Annotated in this window: 30 protein-coding genes; 1 reads left to right on the top strand and 29 read right to left on the bottom strand. The window is 37.4% G+C overall.

Going from position 1 to position 19,495, the window contains the following annotated elements; genetic code table 11:
- Positions 1-58: 58 nt before the first annotated feature.
- Positions 59-832, bottom strand: a complete 774-nt coding sequence (locus MHH96_RS06585) for a MerR family transcriptional regulator (protein WP_061800908.1) — start codon at positions 830-832, stop codon at positions 59-61.
- Positions 833-1,385: 553 nt separating this feature from the next.
- Here MHH96_RS06585 and MHH96_RS06580 point away from each other — a divergent pair.
- A complete protein-coding gene (locus MHH96_RS06580) occupies positions 1,386-1,589 on the top strand; it encodes a hypothetical protein (RefSeq protein WP_061800909.1) in 204 nt (67 codons plus the stop codon).
- A 158-nt stretch (positions 1,590-1,747) separates the two neighbouring features.
- Here the strand turns inward: MHH96_RS06580 and MHH96_RS06575 are convergent, their stop codons facing one another.
- The 28 genes from MHH96_RS06575 to rpsQ all read right to left on the bottom strand — a co-directional run bounded on the left by MHH96_RS06575 (position 1,748) and on the right by rpsQ (position 19,480).
- On the bottom strand, positions 1,748-2,125 hold the full coding sequence (locus MHH96_RS06575; RefSeq protein WP_061800910.1) for a VOC family protein: 378 nt from the start codon (positions 2,123-2,125) through the stop codon (positions 1,748-1,750).
- A gap of 161 nt (positions 2,126-2,286) precedes the next feature.
- The gene (locus MHH96_RS06570; RefSeq protein WP_047943738.1) at positions 2,287-2,664 is read right to left on the bottom strand and encodes an iron chaperone; all 378 of its coding nucleotides are present in this window, start codon (positions 2,662-2,664) and stop codon (positions 2,287-2,289) included.
- Positions 2,665-2,833: 169 nt separating this feature from the next.
- Positions 2,834-3,649: a CPBP family intramembrane glutamic endopeptidase gene (locus tag MHH96_RS06565; protein WP_047943737.1), complete on the bottom strand. Its 816-nt coding sequence runs from the start codon at positions 3,647-3,649 to the stop codon at positions 2,834-2,836.
- A gap of 987 nt (positions 3,650-4,636) precedes the next feature.
- Positions 4,637-5,029 (bottom strand): 30S ribosomal protein S9, encoded by a 393-nt coding sequence (rpsI, locus tag MHH96_RS06560; protein ID WP_047943731.1) that lies wholly within the window; start codon positions 5,027-5,029, stop codon positions 4,637-4,639.
- Between the two features lie 22 nt (positions 5,030-5,051).
- Positions 5,052-5,489: a 50S ribosomal protein L13 gene (gene rplM, locus MHH96_RS06555; RefSeq protein WP_047943730.1), complete on the bottom strand. Its 438-nt coding sequence runs from the start codon at positions 5,487-5,489 to the stop codon at positions 5,052-5,054.
- A 329-nt stretch (positions 5,490-5,818) separates the two neighbouring features.
- Complete coding sequence (truA, locus tag MHH96_RS06550; RefSeq protein WP_305781558.1) at positions 5,819-6,556, bottom strand: tRNA pseudouridine(38-40) synthase TruA; 738 nt, start codon at positions 6,554-6,556, stop codon at positions 5,819-5,821.
- Between the two features lie 11 nt (positions 6,557-6,567).
- Positions 6,568-7,362 carry an energy-coupling factor transporter transmembrane component T family protein gene (locus MHH96_RS06545; RefSeq protein WP_047943728.1) on the bottom strand — a complete coding sequence of 265 codons (795 nt, stop codon included), beginning with the start codon at positions 7,360-7,362 and terminating at the stop codon, positions 6,568-6,570.
- On the bottom strand, positions 7,362-8,234 hold the full coding sequence (locus tag MHH96_RS06540; protein WP_341116916.1) for an energy-coupling factor ABC transporter ATP-binding protein: 873 nt from the start codon (positions 8,232-8,234) through the stop codon (positions 7,362-7,364). Before MHH96_RS06540 ends, MHH96_RS06545 begins: the two co-directional genes overlap by 1 nt.
- On the bottom strand, positions 8,210-9,049 hold the full coding sequence (locus MHH96_RS06535; protein ID WP_047943726.1) for an energy-coupling factor ABC transporter ATP-binding protein: 840 nt from the start codon (positions 9,047-9,049) through the stop codon (positions 8,210-8,212). Before MHH96_RS06535 ends, MHH96_RS06540 begins: the two co-directional genes overlap by 25 nt.
- A 494-nt stretch (positions 9,050-9,543) precedes the next feature.
- Positions 9,544-9,906, bottom strand: coding sequence for a 50S ribosomal protein L17 (gene rplQ / locus MHH96_RS06530; protein WP_016204582.1), 363 nt, complete (start codon positions 9,904-9,906; stop codon positions 9,544-9,546).
- Between the two features lie 64 nt (positions 9,907-9,970).
- Positions 9,971-10,915, bottom strand: coding sequence for a DNA-directed RNA polymerase subunit alpha (locus tag MHH96_RS06525; protein WP_016204581.1), 945 nt, complete (start codon positions 10,913-10,915; stop codon positions 9,971-9,973).
- A 172-nt stretch (positions 10,916-11,087) separates the two neighbouring features.
- Complete coding sequence (gene rpsK, locus MHH96_RS06520; protein ID WP_016204580.1) at positions 11,088-11,477, bottom strand: 30S ribosomal protein S11; 390 nt, start codon at positions 11,475-11,477, stop codon at positions 11,088-11,090.
- Positions 11,478-11,499: 22 nt separating this feature from the next.
- Complete coding sequence (rpsM, locus tag MHH96_RS06515) at positions 11,500-11,865, bottom strand: 30S ribosomal protein S13 (RefSeq protein ID WP_016204579.1); 366 nt, start codon at positions 11,863-11,865, stop codon at positions 11,500-11,502.
- A 22-nt stretch (positions 11,866-11,887) separates the two neighbouring features.
- Positions 11,888-12,001 carry a 50S ribosomal protein L36 gene (gene rpmJ / locus MHH96_RS06510; RefSeq protein WP_000868344.1) on the bottom strand — a complete coding sequence of 38 codons (114 nt, stop codon included), beginning with the start codon at positions 11,999-12,001 and terminating at the stop codon, positions 11,888-11,890.
- A 37-nt stretch (positions 12,002-12,038) separates the two neighbouring features.
- Complete coding sequence (gene infA, locus MHH96_RS06505; protein ID WP_016204578.1) at positions 12,039-12,257, bottom strand: translation initiation factor IF-1; 219 nt, start codon at positions 12,255-12,257, stop codon at positions 12,039-12,041.
- 833 nt (positions 12,258-13,090) lie between these two features.
- Entirely contained in the window at positions 13,091-13,741 is a 651-nt protein-coding gene (locus tag MHH96_RS06500; protein WP_061800912.1) for an adenylate kinase, read from the bottom strand.
- Positions 13,742-13,802: 61 nt separating this feature from the next.
- Positions 13,803-15,098 (bottom strand): preprotein translocase subunit SecY, encoded by a 1,296-nt coding sequence (gene secY, locus MHH96_RS06495; RefSeq protein ID WP_047943724.1) that lies wholly within the window; start codon positions 15,096-15,098, stop codon positions 13,803-13,805.
- Positions 15,098-15,538, bottom strand: a complete 441-nt coding sequence (rplO, locus tag MHH96_RS06490; RefSeq protein WP_047943723.1) for a 50S ribosomal protein L15 — start codon at positions 15,536-15,538, stop codon at positions 15,098-15,100. Before rplO ends, secY begins: the two co-directional genes overlap by 1 nt.
- A 32-nt stretch (positions 15,539-15,570) precedes the next feature.
- Positions 15,571-15,753 carry a 50S ribosomal protein L30 gene (gene rpmD, locus MHH96_RS06485; protein WP_016204574.1) on the bottom strand — a complete coding sequence of 61 codons (183 nt, stop codon included), beginning with the start codon at positions 15,751-15,753 and terminating at the stop codon, positions 15,571-15,573.
- 13 nt (positions 15,754-15,766) lie between these two features.
- Positions 15,767-16,267 carry a 30S ribosomal protein S5 gene (gene rpsE / locus MHH96_RS06480; protein ID WP_047943722.1) on the bottom strand — a complete coding sequence of 167 codons (501 nt, stop codon included), beginning with the start codon at positions 16,265-16,267 and terminating at the stop codon, positions 15,767-15,769.
- Between the two features lie 24 nt (positions 16,268-16,291).
- A complete protein-coding gene (rplR, locus tag MHH96_RS06475; protein WP_047943721.1) occupies positions 16,292-16,654 on the bottom strand; it encodes a 50S ribosomal protein L18 in 363 nt (120 codons plus the stop codon).
- Between the two features lie 32 nt (positions 16,655-16,686).
- The gene (rplF, locus tag MHH96_RS06470) at positions 16,687-17,223 is read right to left on the bottom strand and encodes a 50S ribosomal protein L6 (RefSeq protein ID WP_341116915.1); all 537 of its coding nucleotides are present in this window, start codon (positions 17,221-17,223) and stop codon (positions 16,687-16,689) included.
- 31 nt (positions 17,224-17,254) lie between these two features.
- The gene (gene rpsH / locus MHH96_RS06465) at positions 17,255-17,653 is read right to left on the bottom strand and encodes a 30S ribosomal protein S8 (RefSeq protein ID WP_016204570.1); all 399 of its coding nucleotides are present in this window, start codon (positions 17,651-17,653) and stop codon (positions 17,255-17,257) included.
- Between the two features lie 30 nt (positions 17,654-17,683).
- Positions 17,684-17,869 (bottom strand): 30S ribosomal protein S14, encoded by a 186-nt coding sequence (gene rpsN, locus MHH96_RS06460; RefSeq protein WP_009499044.1) that lies wholly within the window; start codon positions 17,867-17,869, stop codon positions 17,684-17,686.
- 25 nt (positions 17,870-17,894) lie between these two features.
- On the bottom strand, positions 17,895-18,434 hold the full coding sequence (gene rplE, locus MHH96_RS06455) for a 50S ribosomal protein L5 (RefSeq protein ID WP_047943719.1): 540 nt from the start codon (positions 18,432-18,434) through the stop codon (positions 17,895-17,897).
- Positions 18,435-18,461: 27 nt separating this feature from the next.
- Positions 18,462-18,773 (bottom strand): 50S ribosomal protein L24, encoded by a 312-nt coding sequence (rplX, locus tag MHH96_RS06450; RefSeq protein ID WP_016204568.1) that lies wholly within the window; start codon positions 18,771-18,773, stop codon positions 18,462-18,464.
- A gap of 36 nt (positions 18,774-18,809) precedes the next feature.
- A complete protein-coding gene (rplN, locus tag MHH96_RS06445; RefSeq protein WP_016204567.1) occupies positions 18,810-19,178 on the bottom strand; it encodes a 50S ribosomal protein L14 in 369 nt (122 codons plus the stop codon).
- A gap of 38 nt (positions 19,179-19,216) precedes the next feature.
- Positions 19,217-19,480, bottom strand: a complete 264-nt coding sequence (gene rpsQ, locus MHH96_RS06440; RefSeq protein ID WP_031537905.1) for a 30S ribosomal protein S17 — start codon at positions 19,478-19,480, stop codon at positions 19,217-19,219.
- Positions 19,481-19,495: the final 15 nt, after the last annotated feature.

Below are 19,495 nucleotides of genomic sequence, written 5' to 3'. Positions count from 1 at the left end.
CTTCCCGGGTCACACTCCACGAAATCGTCCATTATTCCGTTTTAAGTATCAGCCGTCTTTACAATTTTAGCTCTCCTTGTTCAGACATCATATATTTCGAAAAATAATGTTCCATTGCCTTGTCCAGCCAAGCGCTCTCCTTTTCATTGAAAGGCATCTCCACTAAATGCTCAAGTTTGGCATAATGCTCCTCATCCAAATTTCTTAAATTATCCATTGCCTTCTGATCAAAATTTGCCAGCGCCCAATTCACATATGCACAGATCACCGCCTCGGCCTCCTCCGAATCGATCGGACCTTCTGATAACCGTCTTACTGCTCGGGAGAATTGAACAGTTTTCGCATCCATTTTCGTCTGCGCCTCCGCTGACCGCTCAAACAGGGTTTGTACTGTATAATCGGATAGATGGTTCTCCACCCACTCCCGTTGCAAGCTTTCTTGATTCATATTATGAATTAAACTGAACATTAGTGGATGATCCAGCTGCTTTTCAGCTTGAATGATTGCAATCAAACGTCCTATTAACTCAAGAGATTCTTCCATCTTAACAAGCTTTAATTCCAATGCCTGTTGTTGCAAACTCAACATCTCAACAAGTGATTGATCATATTGGGGGACTTTGAGCAGTTCACCTATTTGATTTAAACTAAAGCCAAGTGACTTCAAACTTAATATTTTCTGTAGTTCCACCATGTCCTCGAGTTTATATATCCGATGCCCACTTGCCTGTCTATGAGGTTTTATAAGACCCATCTCCTCATAATAATGTAGCGTTCTTACCGGTATTCCCGTCAATTCAGAAAATTTACCAACTGAATAAGTTTCCTTCATAAGAATCGCCTCCCTTTGTTCCCATTGTAATACCTACAGTAACTGTAGGTGCAAGCCTTAATCATCAAAATGTTCATCCTTAGCCGATTAGCTGGATTTAGCAAGGCTTGTTAGAAAAACTGGGAGTCTAGAGACTCGGTAAGATTCGGTTATCTTTTCTAGCAGTATGGGATTATTGCGTTTATCGTTGTCCATATGTTATTTCACGTAATATGGTATCCATGGGATAAAGTACACAACTCATTAATCCAACTGATATCCACCTTGTCACTTTTTGGAAAGCGAAACAGACTCGTGCTTATATTTTTTCAGTGGCCTCAATGAGAGATGTATTCGGACTGAACAAATGAAACGTGAAAGGCTCCTGTCCAAATAAGAGGTCTATTCGACCGGAACTAGTGAAACTTTTAAGAACCTAGTCCGAATAAGCTCCCAATTCGACCGGAACAAATGAGGTCTGCAAGAGTTCAATCCGATTAATAGCACCAATATAAAACAAACTGCCGGAACCAACATCAGTTGCTTTCTACCCAGACAGGAGATAAGTTGCATATTGGATTTTTTTATTGATCCCAATCGAAGAAAAATACATGAATTTCTGCAGTCATCTTGTTTACCATCTACTAAATCATCAACTGTTGAAAGAGAGAAAGGCTTGGATGAGATCATTGCTGTCAGTAAAAAAATGATCCTGCCAAATAAGGAGCGATACAGGAACATTGATGGAGAGCTCCTTAAGAACAATGTAACTAGATAACTATTTTTTAACTTTTAGTATGGAAACTCCTTAACAAGTCTCTCTTTGCATTCATTCACTTGTATAGTGATCGCCTTTCAACAAGTGGACATTAAAAACAATATTAATGGGTCAGTCCCCCGATTCTCTAACTATGCAGAGCGGGAGACTGACCCTTATTATTTATCTTCCCTTAACATATACTCGTTTCCATCTTGGTCATAAAATACGAACATATTTCCATATGGCATTTTTAATAACTCATCCACTTTTATCCCCTTTTGCTTCATATCCTCATAAGCCGCTTCAATATCAGCGGTACTGAAGAGAACAGATGGATGAGCAACTTTAGAGGGCTGTTGCTTCTCCATTAATGATTTAGAATAAAGGATTAACGTAGTAAATTCATCTTCATTAGGACCGACTTCGATCCACGTCGCATTAGGCCCCATCGGTTGTTCTAGCTTTAATATAAAGCCAAGCTTTTCTATCCAGAACGATTTTGCTTGTTCTTGGTCTTCTACATAGATGGTGATTTTACCAATTTTATTAATCATATAAATCTCCTCACTTACCTAAATTCTGAATCCCTGAACCGCTATTTTCAAGCTTTTGCATAATTTCTTCATCAGTTATCTTTTAACTAGCGGTCTTGTTCTATACTGTTGCAGCTGTCCATAAATATTTCAGCTCACAAAAAAGCTTCCATCCTATATGGCTAACATGCCGTATCTTCACCGGCACGCCACCTATCGACGGTTTTGTGGATAAATTGTGCCAACCCCGTATCTTCCATCTTTATCGATTTTTTAATGCGAATGCAGCCTTTCCCGTAATTATAGCCCGCTAGTAAGGCCTCTGCATTTTCGATTTTTTCTATTGTACCCACATAGAGACTGACATAATGTTTTTGGGCATTTAATGCAAAAATATAGTTATCTTCTTTACCATAATTCAACATCTTATAGCGGATGACCTCTCCTAGTTCTGGTGCGTATGAAAAAATCATTTGTCGAATCGCGAGCAGTTTCTCTTTTCTCCAATCATCTTCAAGCATTTCCAAATATTCTTCAGCATTCTTTGCATCATATTGCATGTTAAAGTTTCACTCCTGTATTTATGTTCTATTTTACTACTAACGTGTTCAGTTTAGTTTTTTTCATCTCTAGGTCATTCTATATCCATTAAAAATTTAAAGTCAGGCATTTAAAAATTCCTTTAACTATTCTTCGTTAAAGTGGTTAAACCGCGGAATTACAATCATGCTATAGCTTTCTAACTTGCATTATTGTCATGCTCTTTTTTTCATATATCACAACGGTTAAAATGGACACAAGAACGATCGCAGCATTTGCAGCAATAGTTCCCATCCAGGTCATCGTCATGGTGCCAAAGATAGGGGATGCTGCATTGAACATGGTGTGGAATAATACGGACATAAAGACAAAGCCTTTTCCTGAAATTTTGTAGATTGCCCCGTGGAAAAATCGAAAGGCCATGAGTTGAACTACAAACATCCAAAAGTTAATGAGCCCTTCACCATGATTTGTCCCCGGAATGAAGAAAAGAGGGATGTGCCATACAGTCCATATAATTCCGGTAAAAACAGAAGATAAAACAAAGCCGTATTTTTTGTCGAGTTTAGACTGCAATATGTACATCCAGCCAGCTTCCTCCAAGCCACCAATAATAAGATTACCAGGAAGTGAAAGAAAAAACGTATAAAATGGCAGCATCATTTCTAGGCGGTCTGAAACTACAATATGGATCAAGAAATACAGTGCAAGCCCTGCAACAACAAACAAATAGACAAATATGTTGTTTCTGACGTAGAAAACAGTTTTCAACCATTCCTTAAAATTAGCTATTTTTTTATTTTTCTTTAAAACGACATACGAAGCAATTGCAGGCGACAAAATATAGATTGCAAAAGGAATATTCATTAAGAATTGCTTGAATGTGTGAACCCAATTGTAAACCGAATATCCGAATGGTTCAAGAACAATCAAAGCACCAGACACAAAATAGGCTATGCTAAAAGTCAGTAGCGTAAATTGTACTGTGGTTTTTTTATCTATCATGGTATCTTCACCTCACATTATAGAGTATATTTTTTAAGGATTACACTTAATCTAGCATCAATGTGAATTAGCTTTTTTGTATTTATAAATTTTGAATTTAGCCTTGAATCCCAAAAGCTGCCTCTGTTGTCGTAAATTTAAGAAATCTAAATTTCGATTCAGCCTTTCCTTTACTGAAGAACAGTCAATCTTAATTCTGACCATAACATTTTTTCAATGCTTCATCCTCCAAAAAATTTGCTCTCGCCAATTAAAGTTTCCCTCTCAGTGTCTTTAAAGTAACAAACCCAATCTTTGAAATTATGTTCCAAGTATGTGAAGATGTGAATGATTGGATGTAATAAAAAATATTTCTTTAAATCCCTTATTACAAAACATAGTATTAAACATGTTCTAGGGTACTCCGCTCTATAAATGAGGTAAGTGTGCAATAAGCAGAAAATCTACTTTGTTCCTTATATCTTTGATAAGATCACCTGCAGCACACCATTTACATTCAAAATATACAATGGACTCTCATGGTTAACAATATCCCTTCCTCATTCCATGCTCTTTAACATTGATAAACTGCAGTGGTTGTCCCCATAAAAACTCATCACTATTATTCATCTCGCTCAAATGCGCCTCCCATTAAGCTCTAATATAACACTTTTCTCAATTTCATTATAATAATAAAAAAAGTCTGTGGTTCAAAAATGGAACAATTTGAGACTAATTTTATCCATTTGTCCAATTTATACAGAAACAGCGCAACTCTCGTTCTAAATAATTCTTCATTTTTCAATAAAAATTGGGCAATAATCTAGTTTAATGAGGAGTAAGGCGGAAAATTACACTCCATCGTTTCGCTGGAGAAAAATAATAGTAAATAGTCTGAGGTTCTTGAAGGATTCTGTTATGAGGTGTCATCAAATATAATAACAAACAACTTTTAGACATAAAAAAACTCCTTCCACCGAAGTGAAAAGAGTCTTTGAACCCCATTGATTAACGTTTTGAGAACTGAGGTGCACGACGAGCGCCTTTAAGACCGTATTTTTTACGTTCTTTCATACGAGCGTCACGAGTTAATAATCCTGCGCGTTTTAATGTTGGACGGTATTCAGGATCTACTTGAAGTAAAGCACGAGCGATACCATGACGGATAGCGCCAGCTTGACCAGTATAACCTCCACCGTTAACATTTACTAAAATATTGTAGCTTCCAGTTGTTTCAGTAGCCACTAATGGTTGTTTAACAACTTCGCGTAAAGCTGCAAACGGGATATAATTTTCGATTTCACGACCATTGATGATGATTTGTCCGTCACCTGGAACTAAACGTACACGAGCAACAGAGCTTTTACGACGACCAGTACCGATATATTGAACCTGTGCCATTTGTTTTACCTCCCTTTATTAATTATCCACGAAGTTCGTAAACTTCTGGTTGTTGAGCTTGGTGCGGATGTTCGCTACCAGCATATACGTGTAATTTTCTAAACATTTGACGACCAAGAGAATTCTTTGGAAGCATACCTTTGATTGCAAGTTCTAACATTTGCTCTGGATATTTAGTACGCATTTCTAAAGCAGTTCTTTGCTTTAATCCACCTGGGTGCATAGAGTGACGGTAGTAAATTTTGTCAGTTAATTTTTTACCAGTCAATTCAATTTTTGAAGCATTTAAAATAATTACATGATCACCAGTATCCACATGAGGTGTGAAAGTTGGTTTATGTTTACCACGTAGAATTGATGCAATTTCACTAGCAAGACGACCTAAAGTTTGGCCTTCAGCATCAATCACGTACCATTTACGATCAACATTGTTTGAATTAGCCATAAACGTTGTACGCATGAGTTTCCCTCCTGAAATGTTAAAGTTATAGTTTGTTTTAAAATATAAATGTCTGTTCTTACGTCTATATGTTCACACAATTAAGTTCCGGGGCTTAATGTGGGTTTAAAATACATACCATATTATGATATATCCTAGAGTAGCATATGTCAAGGGAATGTTACACCAGGTTTAGTTGTTATGAGAAAAAAATCTTTTTTTCGTGACTTTTACTCAAAGAACAACACTTTTTACTTATAAGAAAAGGATTCCTTGGTCACTTTCTGTACTCTTTTTGGAAAAGGAGGAAAGCATTAGTCTCCTCTCCCCAGCGTCGCAAGAATCATGGTTTAATACCATACCTTCCAAAGATACAATCCATTTGCAGAGGCTGTTTTTCCTGCTGCCTTTCTATCCTTTTTCTCTAAAATTACGGGAATATCTTGTGGTAACTTTTTCCCTCTTCCTACATCTAATAAGGTACCGACCATAATCCGCACCATATTATAAAGGAATCCATTCCCTTGGAAAGAAAAAATTAACATATTGTCTTCCTCTGTAAGCTTTACTCCAGTAATCGTTCTTACTTTTCTTTCTTTGTCTGTTTTAGCAGAGCAAAAACTAGTAAAATCATACTCTCCAATAAAATAACTTAGTGCTTCCCTCATCGCCTCCATATTTAGAGCATATGGATAATAATAGGCATAATTACGTTTAAAGGGATCTCTCCGCTCTCCTAATTGAATAAAATAGCGATACTCTTTCGCCGTTACATTATATCTGGCATGAAAGGAGTCGGGTACTGTCTCTGCATCTGCAACCACAATATCGTGAGGTAAAAGAGTATTTAGGGCAATCGGCCACTTATCTGCAGGTATATCAAGAGAGCTATCAAAATGAATAACTTGTCCCTTTGCATGTACGCCAGCATCCGTTCTACCCGAAGCTTGAATCTTTACTTCTACTCCTTTATGGAGCTTTTTTAAAGCCTTTTCGATTTCCCCTTGTATGGTTCGATCCTTTGGCTGGATTTGAAACCCACTATAATTCGATCCATCATAGCTAATTGTACATTTATATCTTTGCATCGCATTCTCCATTATGTTCTTAACACAAACAGCATAGCTGTTATTAGTAACAGAATAATAATCATTATGGTATCAATAGGATTCCAGATTAATTGGCGGTATTTCGTTCTTCCTTCTCCACCTTGATAGCCACGTGCCTCCATCGCAATAGCAAGCTCCTCTGCTCTTTTAAAGGAATTAACAAATAAAGGGATCAATAAAGGAATAATTGCTTGTACACGGCTTTTAATGGAGCCACTAGAGAATTCTACCCCTCTTGCCATCTGAGCCTTCATAATCTTTTCTGTCTCATCCATTAAAGTCGGAATAAATCGCAAGGAGATAGACATCATAAGCGCCAGCTCATAAACAGGAAATTTCACCTTTTTTAGTGGACCTAATAATGTTTCAATTGCATCCGTTAACTCAATTGGCGTAGTTGTCAGCGTAAGCAAGGATGTCATGATAATGAGCAAGAAGAAGCGAATAGAAATGAGAATCCCCATTCTAATACCTTCTTTATAAATCGTAATCCATCCCCATTCAAACAATAGCTCTCCATTCTTCGTGAAAAAAATATGCAAAATAAACGTAAAAATAATTAACCAAAAAATTGGCCTCAGTCCTAAATAAATGTACTTAATCGGTACATTGGAGATGGCGACTAAAGTACCTACATATACAATCAATAGCAAATAGCTCCAAATATTATTAGCCAAAAATACAATACAAATAAATAGGAAAACAAGTAGTAACTTGGAACGAGGATCCATTCTGTGTAATGTAGAATCAACGGGAATAAAACGCCCTATAATCATTTTTCCCATTAACTGCTCCCTACTTTCTTCTGAAGATACACTGCTAACTCATCCGTAAAATCTTCCATGTTTAAGTGAACCCGTTCCATCTTCATTCCGAATTTTGCTTCTACTTTCTTTTGGAATCGTACAACTTCAGGAACATTCAATCCAATCGCAGCTAAATCCTCTGCTTCTTTAAAAATTTCTATTGGAGTCCCTTGACGATGAACTTTCCCTTTATTCATAATGACTATTTGATCTGCATAATGAGCAGCATCCTCCATACTATGTGTAACTAGAAAAGTCGTTAAATTTCGCTCTTTATGAAGCTTATAAAACATATCCATAATTTCTCGTCTGCCTCTTGGATCTAAGCCAGCTGTCGGCTCGTCTAATACAAGTACATCTGGTTCCATAGCCAGCACACCAGCAATAGCTATTCTTCTCATCTGACCGCCTGATAAATCAAACGGAGATTTCATAAGAAAATCTTCCGACAATCCTACCTCACTTAATGCCTTCACAGCTCTGATCTTTGCTTCTGATTCAGGAATACCAAAATTGAGAGGACCAAAACAGATATCCTTTTCTACTGTTTCTTCAAACAACTGTTGTTCTGGAAACTGAAAAACAATGCCCACTCTTTGCCGGATACTCCGTAAGTTCTTATGTTTCTGTCCACCCTCAAGTATACGGTCACCTATTACCACTTTCCCTTTAGACGGGGTTAAAAGAGCATTAAGATGCTGTAAAATGGTAGATTTACCTGAACCAGTATGACCTATAACGGCAACATAGCTTCCAGAAGGAATATTAAAACTTACATCCTCTATCGCCAAGCGCTCAAACGGAGAATTTTCCTGGTAACGATACTCTACTTTTTGAAGTGAGATGTCCATATGCCTGTCACCAACTCTTCTTCTGTTAAATATATTTCCTCTAATGAAATACCTTTGTTTATTAAGCTTTCTCTAACCTTAATAGTAAAAGGTATATCTAAACCTATTTCAACAAGTTCCTTCTGCAGTTTAAATATTTCCTTAGGACTACCTTCCTTATATACCCTACCCTTATTCATTACGATAATCCGGTCTGCCTTAGCAGCTTCATCTAGGTCATGAGTAATCGAGATAATGGTCATATTTTCTTTTTGCAGCTCTCTCATAATATCAAAGACTTCTTCTCTTCCCTGAGGATCAAGCATAGAGGTAGCCTCATCTAATATGATAATTTCAGGTTTCAATGCAATTATTCCTGCAATAGCAACTCTCTGTTTTTGTCCTCCAGACAGATGGTGCGGCTCTTGATCAAGAAAAGATAACATCTTTACTTTTTCCAAAGAACGCTCTACTCTTGTTACCATCTCACTTCTTGGAACAGCGTTATTTTCTAAACCAAAAGCCACATCATCCTTCACCGTTGTACCAACAAACTGGTTATCAGGATTCTGGAATACCATTCCTACCTTTTTCCTTATGTCCCAGACAGACTCCTCCGTTATCGGAATACCATCGATGACTATAGAACCTTCATGAGAGTATTGTAATCCATTTAATAACTTCGCTAACGTAGATTTACCTGAACCATTATGTCCAACTATCGCAACCCACTCACCAGCGTTTACATGAAAAGAAACATGATTAAGGGCAAATTCTGTCTGCTCCTCATATTTAAAAGATACATCTTCTACCTTTACTAAAATCTTTTGGTCCATTACATTCCCACCATTTACCTGCCAGATATTGTTGATTATAAATAAAGTAAAATTACTACATTCCTATTAATGACTATCAACCTGCATGTAATAACCCACTGAAAATATTTCAGTTTTTATTCTAACTCATTGTTAAAGCAAGATAAAAAAATAAACTCGCCAATTGGGCGAGCTTTGAATTGGTTTAACATAAGATTATTTGTATAATCTTTGATATCCTTTTTCTATGCTTGTTAAATATATCTTATGGTATTCCACTTCTTAGCACCCTGCAGTCCTAATAAAACATGAAAAAAGCCCGCACCTCTTTCTAACGATTTAAATCCAAAGAAGAGGTGCACGAGCTAGACGAGTCATTAAAAAAGATAAATGCTCATCATAACACTCTATATTGGCTTGATCTAAAAGTGAGGATTATTAAAGAAAAAGGGCACTTGAACAAGTTTCATAACAATATAAACTGTCCCGCACCCTAAGTTTCTTTGAAAATCCTATTACACTAACTCGATAATTACCATTGGTGCTCCGTCTCCACGACGAGGTCCCATTTTCATGATACGAGTGTAACCACCTTGACGATCAGTATAACGAGCAGCAACATCACTGAACAACTTTTGTACAGCATCTTGGTTTGTTTCAGCATTAGCAACTTCATGACGTACATAAGCAGCTGCTTGACGACGTGCATGTAGATCTCCACGTTTACCAAGTGTAATCATTTTTTCTACAACAGAACGAAGTTCTTTTGCACGAGCTTCAGTTGTTTCAATGCGCTCATTGATGATTAAGTCTGTAGTTAAGTCACGTAACATAGCTTTACGTTGTGCGCTTGTGCGTCCTAACTTTCTGTAACCCATGTGAGATTCCCTCCTTTTGTTAAAATACAAGCTTTATAGATATCGTTCATAATCAAGAGACTTCTCAGTCGTCTTTTCTTAATCCTAATCCAAGCTCTTCTAATTTATGTTTTACTTCTTCAAGAGATTTTCTACCTAAGTTTCGAACTTTCATCATATCTTCTTCCGTCTTATTCGCTAATTCTTGTACGGTATTAATACCAGCACGTTTTAAGCAGTTATAAGAACGAACAGAAAGATCTAATTCTTCGATTGTCATCTCAAGAACTTTTTCTTTTTGATCTTCTTCTTTTTCTACCATAATCTCAGCATTCTGTGCTTCGTCAGTTAATCCAACAAAGATATTCAAATGCTCAGTTAAAATCTTTGCACCAAGTGCGATAGCATCTTGAGGACCTGTACTACCGTCAGTCCACACGTCAAAAGTTAACTTATCATAATTAGTCAATTGACCAACACGAGTATTCTCTACTTGATAAGAAACACGAGATACTGGCGTAAAGATAGAGTCAATAGGAATTACACCAATAGGTTGATCTTCACGTTTATTTTGCTCTGCTGGTGTGTATCCACGGCCACGCTTTGCAGTTAAACGCATGCGGAAATTTCCGTTACTACCTAATGTTGCGATATGAAGATCTGGATTTAAGATCTCTACATCACTATCATGTGTAATGTCTGCTGCTGTTACTACCCCTGCACCTTGCATATCAATCTCTAAAGTTTTTTCATCATCAGAGTATATTTTCAATGCTAGCTTTTTGATATTTAATATGATAGCTGTAACATCTTCTACGACGCCTTCAATAGTTGAGAACTCATGAAGTACCCCATCAATTTGAATGGATGTGACAGCGGCACCTGGCAGTGAGGATAGTAGAATACGACGTAAGGAGTTACCCAAAGTAGTACCATATCCACGCTCAAGTGGCTCTACGACGAACTTACCATATTTGGCATCATCGTTGATCTCAACCGTTTCGATTTTTGGTTTTTCTATTTCGATCATCAAGATATACCCTCCTTCAAAACGTCGAAACCTCGGCAATTTTTACCGAAATTCCCCATGTTTACGTTCCCGCTTGTGCACAACAACTGGGTTAGTTAATAAATCTGTACGGGTTCTAAAAGTTTTAGTCATATCCCATTATAGACAAGGATAGAAAATTTATACAGAAAAATTAAACTCGGCGACGTTTAGGTGGTCGGCAACCATTATGAGGAACTGGAGTTACGTCTCTGATCGCTGTAACTTCTAGTCCTGCAGCTTGAAGAGCACGAATAGCAGCTTCACGACCTGCACCAGGTCCTTTAACTGTTACTTCTAAAGTTTTCATACCGTGTTCCATAGATGCTTTTGCAGCAGTTTCAGCAGCCATTTGTGCAGCGAATGGAGTAGATTTACGAGAACCTCTGAATCCAAGTGCACCAGCGCTTGACCATGAAAGAGCATTTCCATGAACGTCTGTAATAGTTACGATAGTATTGTTGAAAGTAGAACGAATATGAGCAACACCAGACTCAATATTCTTTTTAACACGACGTTTACGTGTATTAGTTTTACGTGCCATTATAATGTACCTCCTTTACCGATTATTTTTTCTTATTAGCTACAGTCTTACGAGGACCTTTGCGAGTACGAGCGTTGTTTTTCGTGTTTTGTCCACGAACTGGTAAACCACGACGGTGACGAAGGCCACGGTAGCAACCAATTTCCATTAGACGCTTAATATTTAAAGAAATCTCACGACGAAGATCCCCTTCTACTTTTAAACCGTCAATGATATCACGGATCTTGTTTAATTCATCTTCCGTTAAATCACGAACGCGTGTATCTTCAGAAACACCAGCTTCTGCTAATACTTTTTGTGCAGTATTTTTTCCAATACCGTAAATGTAAGTTAAAGATATTACTACACGTTTTTCACGTGGAATATCCACACCAGCAATACGTGCCATCTATATGCGCACCTCCTTGTTATTAACCTTGTTTTTGTTTGTGTTTAGGGTTTTCACAGATAACCATAACTTTACCACGTCTGCGGATAACTTTACATTTTTCGCAGATTGGTTTAACAGATGGTCTAACTTTCATTATCCTAACCTCCTTGATAGTACGGAGTGCAATCAGATTATTTAAAGCGGTAAGTAATTCTTCCGCGAGTTAAGTCATATGGAGATAACTCAACCGTTACTTTATCACCAGGTAAAATACGGATGAAATGCATGCGAATTTTACCAGAAACGTGAGCCAATACAGTATGACCATTTTCTAATTCTACCTTAAACATGGCGTTCGGCAAAGTTTCAGTGATTGTGCCTTCAATTTCGATTACATCGTCTTTAGCCATCGAAAATCTCTCCTTTCCATAAAAAAATACGAGATCCATCTTAACTAATATAGCAAAGTGTAGCTCTTCTTGTCACACGATCGGTGTACATTAAACTACTCTGAACTGCTCCTATAATATAATAAAACTGCATTTAACTGCAACTAATTGATTATACCATAAGAGAAGGTACTTCGTCCGCTATTAATTATAAAAAAATATAATAATAGGCAAAGAAATAGAAAAAGGTTTAATGCTACCAACTAAACTTAGCATTGCTAGATCATTCATTTTAAGAAAGAAATGATCTTTCCTCTCATTACGAACATTCTATCAACAGCCTTGTGTCTTATCGTATCGAAGTATACAAGCATTTATATGACCTTTTTCAAGAAAAATTATCATTCTTCATGAGTCTAGCCTTAAAACTTCCCACTCATACTTGGTTTCACTTGAAAAGCCACATAGATTTCGTATTTCAAGGATTTCGTAGACTGTTCGACAACTGCACACCTGTTCTAATACCAATCGTCATAATAGAAAGAATAATAGTTACATTACCTTCTTCACTACTAGATAAAAAAGCAATTCAAGCGGAGTTACCATGAAATCCAAAATACTCTGCACCAATTATCTAAATTGATTAATCTTTTAACGAAGATAAACATGTCAAAATAACACGGTTATGCTTTTTTTGTTACAGATATAACCATGAAAATTATTATACCTTTTGAAAAAAGGAAATGCATCATGTTTAGGAATAAACTCCTCAGCCATTTCATCCCAATTCTTCTATTTATTATCTCTGATTTATTCCATGCTAGAGAACAGATTAGTCAAAGCAAAAGTTACTCTTATTTTAAAGTACTTAATAATTCGTCAAGATCTACGAATACTTTATTAATATCTTGTTGTCCATTGATATTACGAAGATAACCTTTTGACTCATAGAAATCAAGTAATGGTTGAGACTGCTTGATATTAACTTCTAAACGATTTTTCACTGTTGCTTCATTATCATCAGCGCGTTGGTATAATTCGCCTCCACAACGATCACATGTATCTGGCTTGGTTGGCGGATTAAACACTAGATGATAGGTCGCACCACAGCTTTTACAAATACGTCTGCCTGTTAAACGCTCCATTAATATCTCTTGATCCACTTGAACATTGATACAAAAGTCTAGTTTCTTATTCAAATCAGACAAAATATTTTCTAAAGCTTCTGCTTGAGGAACTGTACGAGGAAAACCATCTAAAAGAAAACCTTTTTCACAGTCATCCTTGCTAAGTCTTTCGCGAACAATACCAATTGTCACTTCATCTGGTACTAATTCACCTTTATCCATAAAAGATTTTGCCTTTAGTCCAAGTTCTGTTTCGTCTTTCATAGCCGCACGGAACATGTCGCCAGTTGAAATATGAGGGATGTCGTACTTCGCGACAATCTTCTCAGCTTGTGTACCTTTACCTGCGCCAGGGAGCCCCATTAAGACTAAATTCATGCGTATTCCCCCTCAAGTTCTCTTACATAAAATTCAAGGGACAAGCGTCCCCTAAATTATACTATTTAATAAAACCTTTATAGTGTCGTTTTACTAATTGAGATTCTAATTGCTTCATTGTTTCCAATGCCACCCCAACCACGATTATAATACTTGTTCCGCCAATCTGAGCCGATTGTGGAAGCCCTGCAATATTAATGAAAAATACAGGAAGTATTGCAATAATGGCTAAGAATAGAGCTCCAACTAGTGTTAAACGAGATAGAACACGTGATAAATAATCTTGCGTACTTTTACCAGGTCGAATACCTGGAATATATCCACCTTGTTTTTTCAGGTTTTCAGAAACTTGTTCTGGATTCACCTGAATGAAAGCATAGAAATAAGTAAAAGCAAGGATTAATACCGTATATATAATCATTCCTATTGGATGAGTATAGTCAAATACTCTTTGTATCCAGGAAGTAACGTCGTTTTGCGGTAAGAATGATGCAATAGTTCTCGGTGTAACCAAGAAGGAAACTGCAAAGATAACTGGAATAACACCAGCAGAGTTTACTTTCAACGGTAAATGTGTTGATTGTCCACCTGTGCTGCTATTTCCGTTTACCATTCTTTTAGCATATTGAATTGGTATCTTTCTAAGAGCTTGCTGAATGAAAATTACTCCTACTACTATTGCAATGACAGCTAGAACGATTAAAGCTAACGTAACAATATTAAGGAATAATTGATCACCCGGGTTGTCAAACTGCTGAGCATAGATTTGATTAGCAATAGAAGGAATTCCGGCTGCGATACCAGCAAAAATGATAATAGAAATACCATTCCCAACCCCTTTAGAAGTAATTAGTTCTCCTAACCACATTAAAAAGGCTGTACCAGCTGTTAACACAAGAGAAATTACCAAATAGGATGAAAATCCAGGTTTTGTAATCAATGCACCACCAGCAAGATTATTAAAACCGTATGACATACCAAAACCTTGGATAAGTGCTAGAACGATTGTAAAGTAACGCGTAAACTGCGTTAATTTTCTTCGTCCAGCCTCACCCTGTTTTGACCATTCCGTAAATTTTGGTACAACATCCATTTGTAATAAGCTTACAATAATAGACGCTGTAATATACGGCATGATTCCCATTGCAAGAATAGAAAAATTCTTTAGTGCTCCACCACCGAAAGTATTTAAAATTCCGAAGGCGCTAAAAGCATCTTGTGCTTTTAAAAAGTCTGCATTCACATACGGTACAGGAATAAATGTACCAAGACGAAATATAATCAACATTAATAGGGTGAATATGATTTTTCGTCTTATTTCACCCACGCGCATAAAATTGGAGATTGTCTGAAACATCAGATCACCTCTGTTTGACCGCCGGCAGCTTCAATAGCTTCCTTTGCAGCAGAGGAGAATTTATGAGCTTTAACAGTAAGCTTTTTCTCTACGTTGCCTTTTGCAAGAATCTTAATTCCTGCTTTTTCGTTGCTAACAACTCCTGTTTCGATAAGAAGTTCTGGAGTTACTTCAGTTCCCTCTTCAAAACGATTTAGAGTATCTAAATTAACAATAGCGTATTCTTTACGGTTGATATTAGTAAAACCACGTTTAGGTAAACGACGGAATAAAGGCGTTTGACCACCTTCGAATCCAGGTCTTACACCCCCACCTGAACGTGCGTTTTGACCTTTATGACCTTTACCAGCAGTTTTACCATTACCTGAACCGATACCGCGCCCTTTGCGTTTACGTTCTTGACGAGAACCTTCTGCAGGTTTTAATTCATGAAGTTTCATTTTGGCACCTCCTTATTGAAGAAGAATGATTTTTAATTTTCTTTTACAGTTACAAGATGTGATACTTTATTGATCATACCGCGAATTGCAGCATTATCTTGTTGAACAACTGTTTGATTTACCTTACGTAATCCTAAAGCTTTAACTGTTTCGCGTTGGTCTTGCGGACGACCAATTACGCTTCTAGTGAGGGTAATTTCCAGATTGTTTGCCATTTAATTTCCCTCCTTATCCTAACAGTTCTTCTACTGATTTTCCACGTAACTTCGCTACGTCTTCAGCACGTTTTAATTGTTTTAAACCGTCTAAAGTGGCACGAACCATGTTAATTGGTGTGTTAGTACCTAATGACTTAGATAAGATATCAGCTACACCAGCTAATTCAAGCACAGCACGTACTGGACCACCAGCGATAACCCCTGTACCTGCAGAAGCAGGCTTCAATAGGATTTCACCAGCTCCGAAATGTCCGATAATTTCGTGTGGAATTGTTGTACCAACCATTGGTACTTCAATAAGATTTTTCTTCGCATCTTCAACCGCTTTGCGAATTGCATCAGGTACTTCTTGAGCTTTACCAGTACCAAAACCAACGTTACCATTTTTGTCCCCAACTACTACTAGAGCAGAGAAACGAAAACGACGTCCACCTTTAACAACTTTCGCTACACGGTTAACTGTAACTACGCGTTCTTCAAGTTCAAGTTTGTTTGGATCAATACGACGCATCTTTTTATGTCCCTCCTTTGTCTATTAAAATTCTAGGCCGTTCTCACGAGCAGCATCAGCTAAAGCTTTTACGCGACCATGATATAAATATCCTCCGCGGTCAAATACTACTGATTTAATTCCTTTTTCTACAGCACGTTTAGCTACTAATTCACCGATCTTAACTGCAGCTTCTAAATTACCAGTAGATTCAAGGTTAAGCTCTTTATCTAATGAAGATGCACTTGCGATTGTTACACCGTTAACATCATCAATTAATTGAGCGTAAATGTGTTTGTTTGAACGGAACACATTTAAACGAGGACGAGCTTCAGTTCCGCTAAGTTTAGAACGCACACGTGCGTGTCTTTTCTTACGAACTTGATTTTTATCAGCCTTCGTAATCATTTAGGTCACTCCTTTCGTTTACCTATGCGGCATTACTTACCAGTTTTACCTTCTTTTCTACGTACATATTCGCCTTCATAACGGATACCTTTCCCTTTATAAGGTTCTGGTGGACGAACGTCACGAATGTTAGCAGCAAGTGCTCCAACACGCTCTTTACTAGTTCCTTTTACAACTACTTTCGTAGCAGATGGTACTTCGATTTCAATACCAGCTTCTGGTTCGATTTCTACTGGATGAGAGTAACCTACGTTCAATACAAGTTTGTTTCCTTGTTTTTGAGCACGGTAACCGACACCGATTAATTCAAGACCTCTTTCAAAGCCTTTTGAAACACCCTCCACCATGTTAGATAACAATGCACGAGTTGTTCCATGTAATGCACGATGTTCCTTCACATCAGAAGGACGAGTTACATAAATCACGTTTTCTTCTAAGCTGATCGCAATATCAGAATTAAAAGTACGAGTTAATTCACCTTTAGGACCTTTCACCGTTACAGTACTTTTATCAATAGTAACTGTAACGCCTGCTGGTACTTCGATTGGTTTTTTACCTACACGAGACATTTAGTTGCACCTCCATTCATTAAACCTATTATTACCAAACGTATGCTAATACTTCTCCGCCAACTTGTTTCGCACGAGCTTCTTTATCAGTAAGTACTCCTTGAGAAGTAGAAACTAATGCAATTCCAAGACCGTTTAATACACGAGGTACTTCTGTTGCTTTCGCATAAACACGAAGACCAGGTTTACTAATTCTTTTAAGTCCAGTAATTACACGCTCGTTGCTTGAACCGTATTTTAAGAAAATGCGGATAATACCTTGTTTGTTGTCTTCGATATATTCTACATCACGTACAAAACCTTCACGCTTTAGGATTTCAGCGATCTCTTTTTTGATGTTAGAAGCAGGAACTTCTAATTTTTCGTGACGAACCATATTCGCATTACGGATTCTTGTAAGCAAATCTGCAATTGGATCTGTCATAACCATTTGTATTTACCTCCTTCCCAATATCGGGTTTTACCAGCTAGCTTTTTTCACACCAGGAATTTGTCCCTTATACGCTAATTCGCGGAAACAAATACGGCAAAGCTTAAATTTACGGTACACAGAATGTGGACGACCACAACGTTCGCAACGTGTGTATTCTTGTACTTTATATTTAGGCGTGCGTTTTTGTTTCGCAATCATTGACTTCTTAGCCACATCTTCGCCTCCCTCTAATTAGAGATTACTTTTGGAACGGCATTCCAAATTGAGTTAACAGTTCACGAGCTTCTTCATCTGTTTTTGCAGTTGTAACGATAACAATGTCCATTCCTCTAACTTTGTTTACTTTATCGTAATCAATTTCAGGGAAAATCAATTGTTCTTTAACACCTAAAGTGTAGTTACCGCGTCCGTCAAATGATTTTTTAGATACACCACGGAAGTCACGTACACGTGGAAGAGAAACAGATACAAGTTTATCAAGGAATTGATACATGCGTTCTCCACGAAGAGTAACTTTTGCTCCGATAGGCATTCCTTCACGCAGACGGAAACCTGCAATTGACTTCTTAGCACGAGTGATTACTGGCTTTTGACCTGTAATTTGTGCTAATTCTTCAACAGCAACATCTAATGCTTTAGCATTTGCTACAGCATCACCGACACCCATGTTAACAACGATTTTTTCCAGTTTTGGAACTTCCATAACTGATTTATAATTGAACTTGCTCATAAGAGCAGGAGTAGTTTCTTTAACAAATTTTTCTTTTAGGCGGTTCATTCATTGTACCTCCCTTCTTCATTTGAACTATTTATCTAGAATTTCACCGGATTTTTTCGCTACGCGTACTTTTTTACCATCAACCGTTTTTGATCCTACACGAGTAGGTTCACCAGTTTTAGGGTCGATAGGCATAACGTTGGATACATGAATAGCAGCTTCCTGGTCATTGATTCCACCTTGTGGATTCAATTGGGATGGCTTAGAGTGCTTCTTAACAATGTTGATTCCTTCAACGATCACGCGATCTTTTTTAGGGAATGCAGCAAGAACAACACCAGTTTTGCCTTTATCCTTACCAGAGATGACCATTACTTTGTCACCTTTTTTAACATGCATCTTTTCGCACCTCCTTAAAGGCAATTAAAATTTATATTATAGTACTTCTGGAGCTAATGATACAATCTTCATAAAGTTGTTATCGCGAAGTTCGCGTGCAACTGGTCCAAAGATACGTGTTCCACGTGGACTCTTATCATCACGGATAATTACACATGCGTTTTCATCGAAACGAATGTAAGTACCGTCTGCACGACGAACACCACTTTTAGTTCTAACGACTACTGCTTTAACTACGTCACCTTTTTTAACAACGCCACCTGGTGTTGCTTGTTTCACAGTAACGACGATGATATCACCGATGTTTGCAGTTTTACGTCCTGAACCACCAAGAACTTTAATAGTAAGTACTTCACGAGCACCAGAGTTGTCAGCAACTTTCAAACGTGATTCTTGTTGAATCATGTGTGTAACCTCCCTTCGGGATGCTTAATTCCGAACAATTATATAATAACTGCTTTTTCTACTACTTCTACAAGACGGAAACGTTTTGTAGCTGATAACGGGCGAGTTTCCATAATGCGTACGATATCGCCAGTTTTTGCTGTGTTTTGCTCATCATGAGCTTTATACTTCTTAGAGTATTTCACGCGTTTGCCATATAAAGGGTGTTTTTTGTATGTTTCAACAACAACTGTAATGGTTTTATCCATTTTATCAGATACAACACGACCAGTATAGACTTTGCGTTGATTGCGTTCGCTCATTCTACGAACCTCCTC

The sequence above is a fragment of the Niallia sp. FSL K6-0212 genome (assembly GCF_038007605.1).
Lineage (GTDB): Bacteria > Bacillota > Bacilli > Bacillales > Cytobacillaceae > Niallia > Niallia circulans.
Note: the sequence above shows the minus strand (reverse complement) of the source record. Positions and strands in the feature narration are given on the sequence as shown.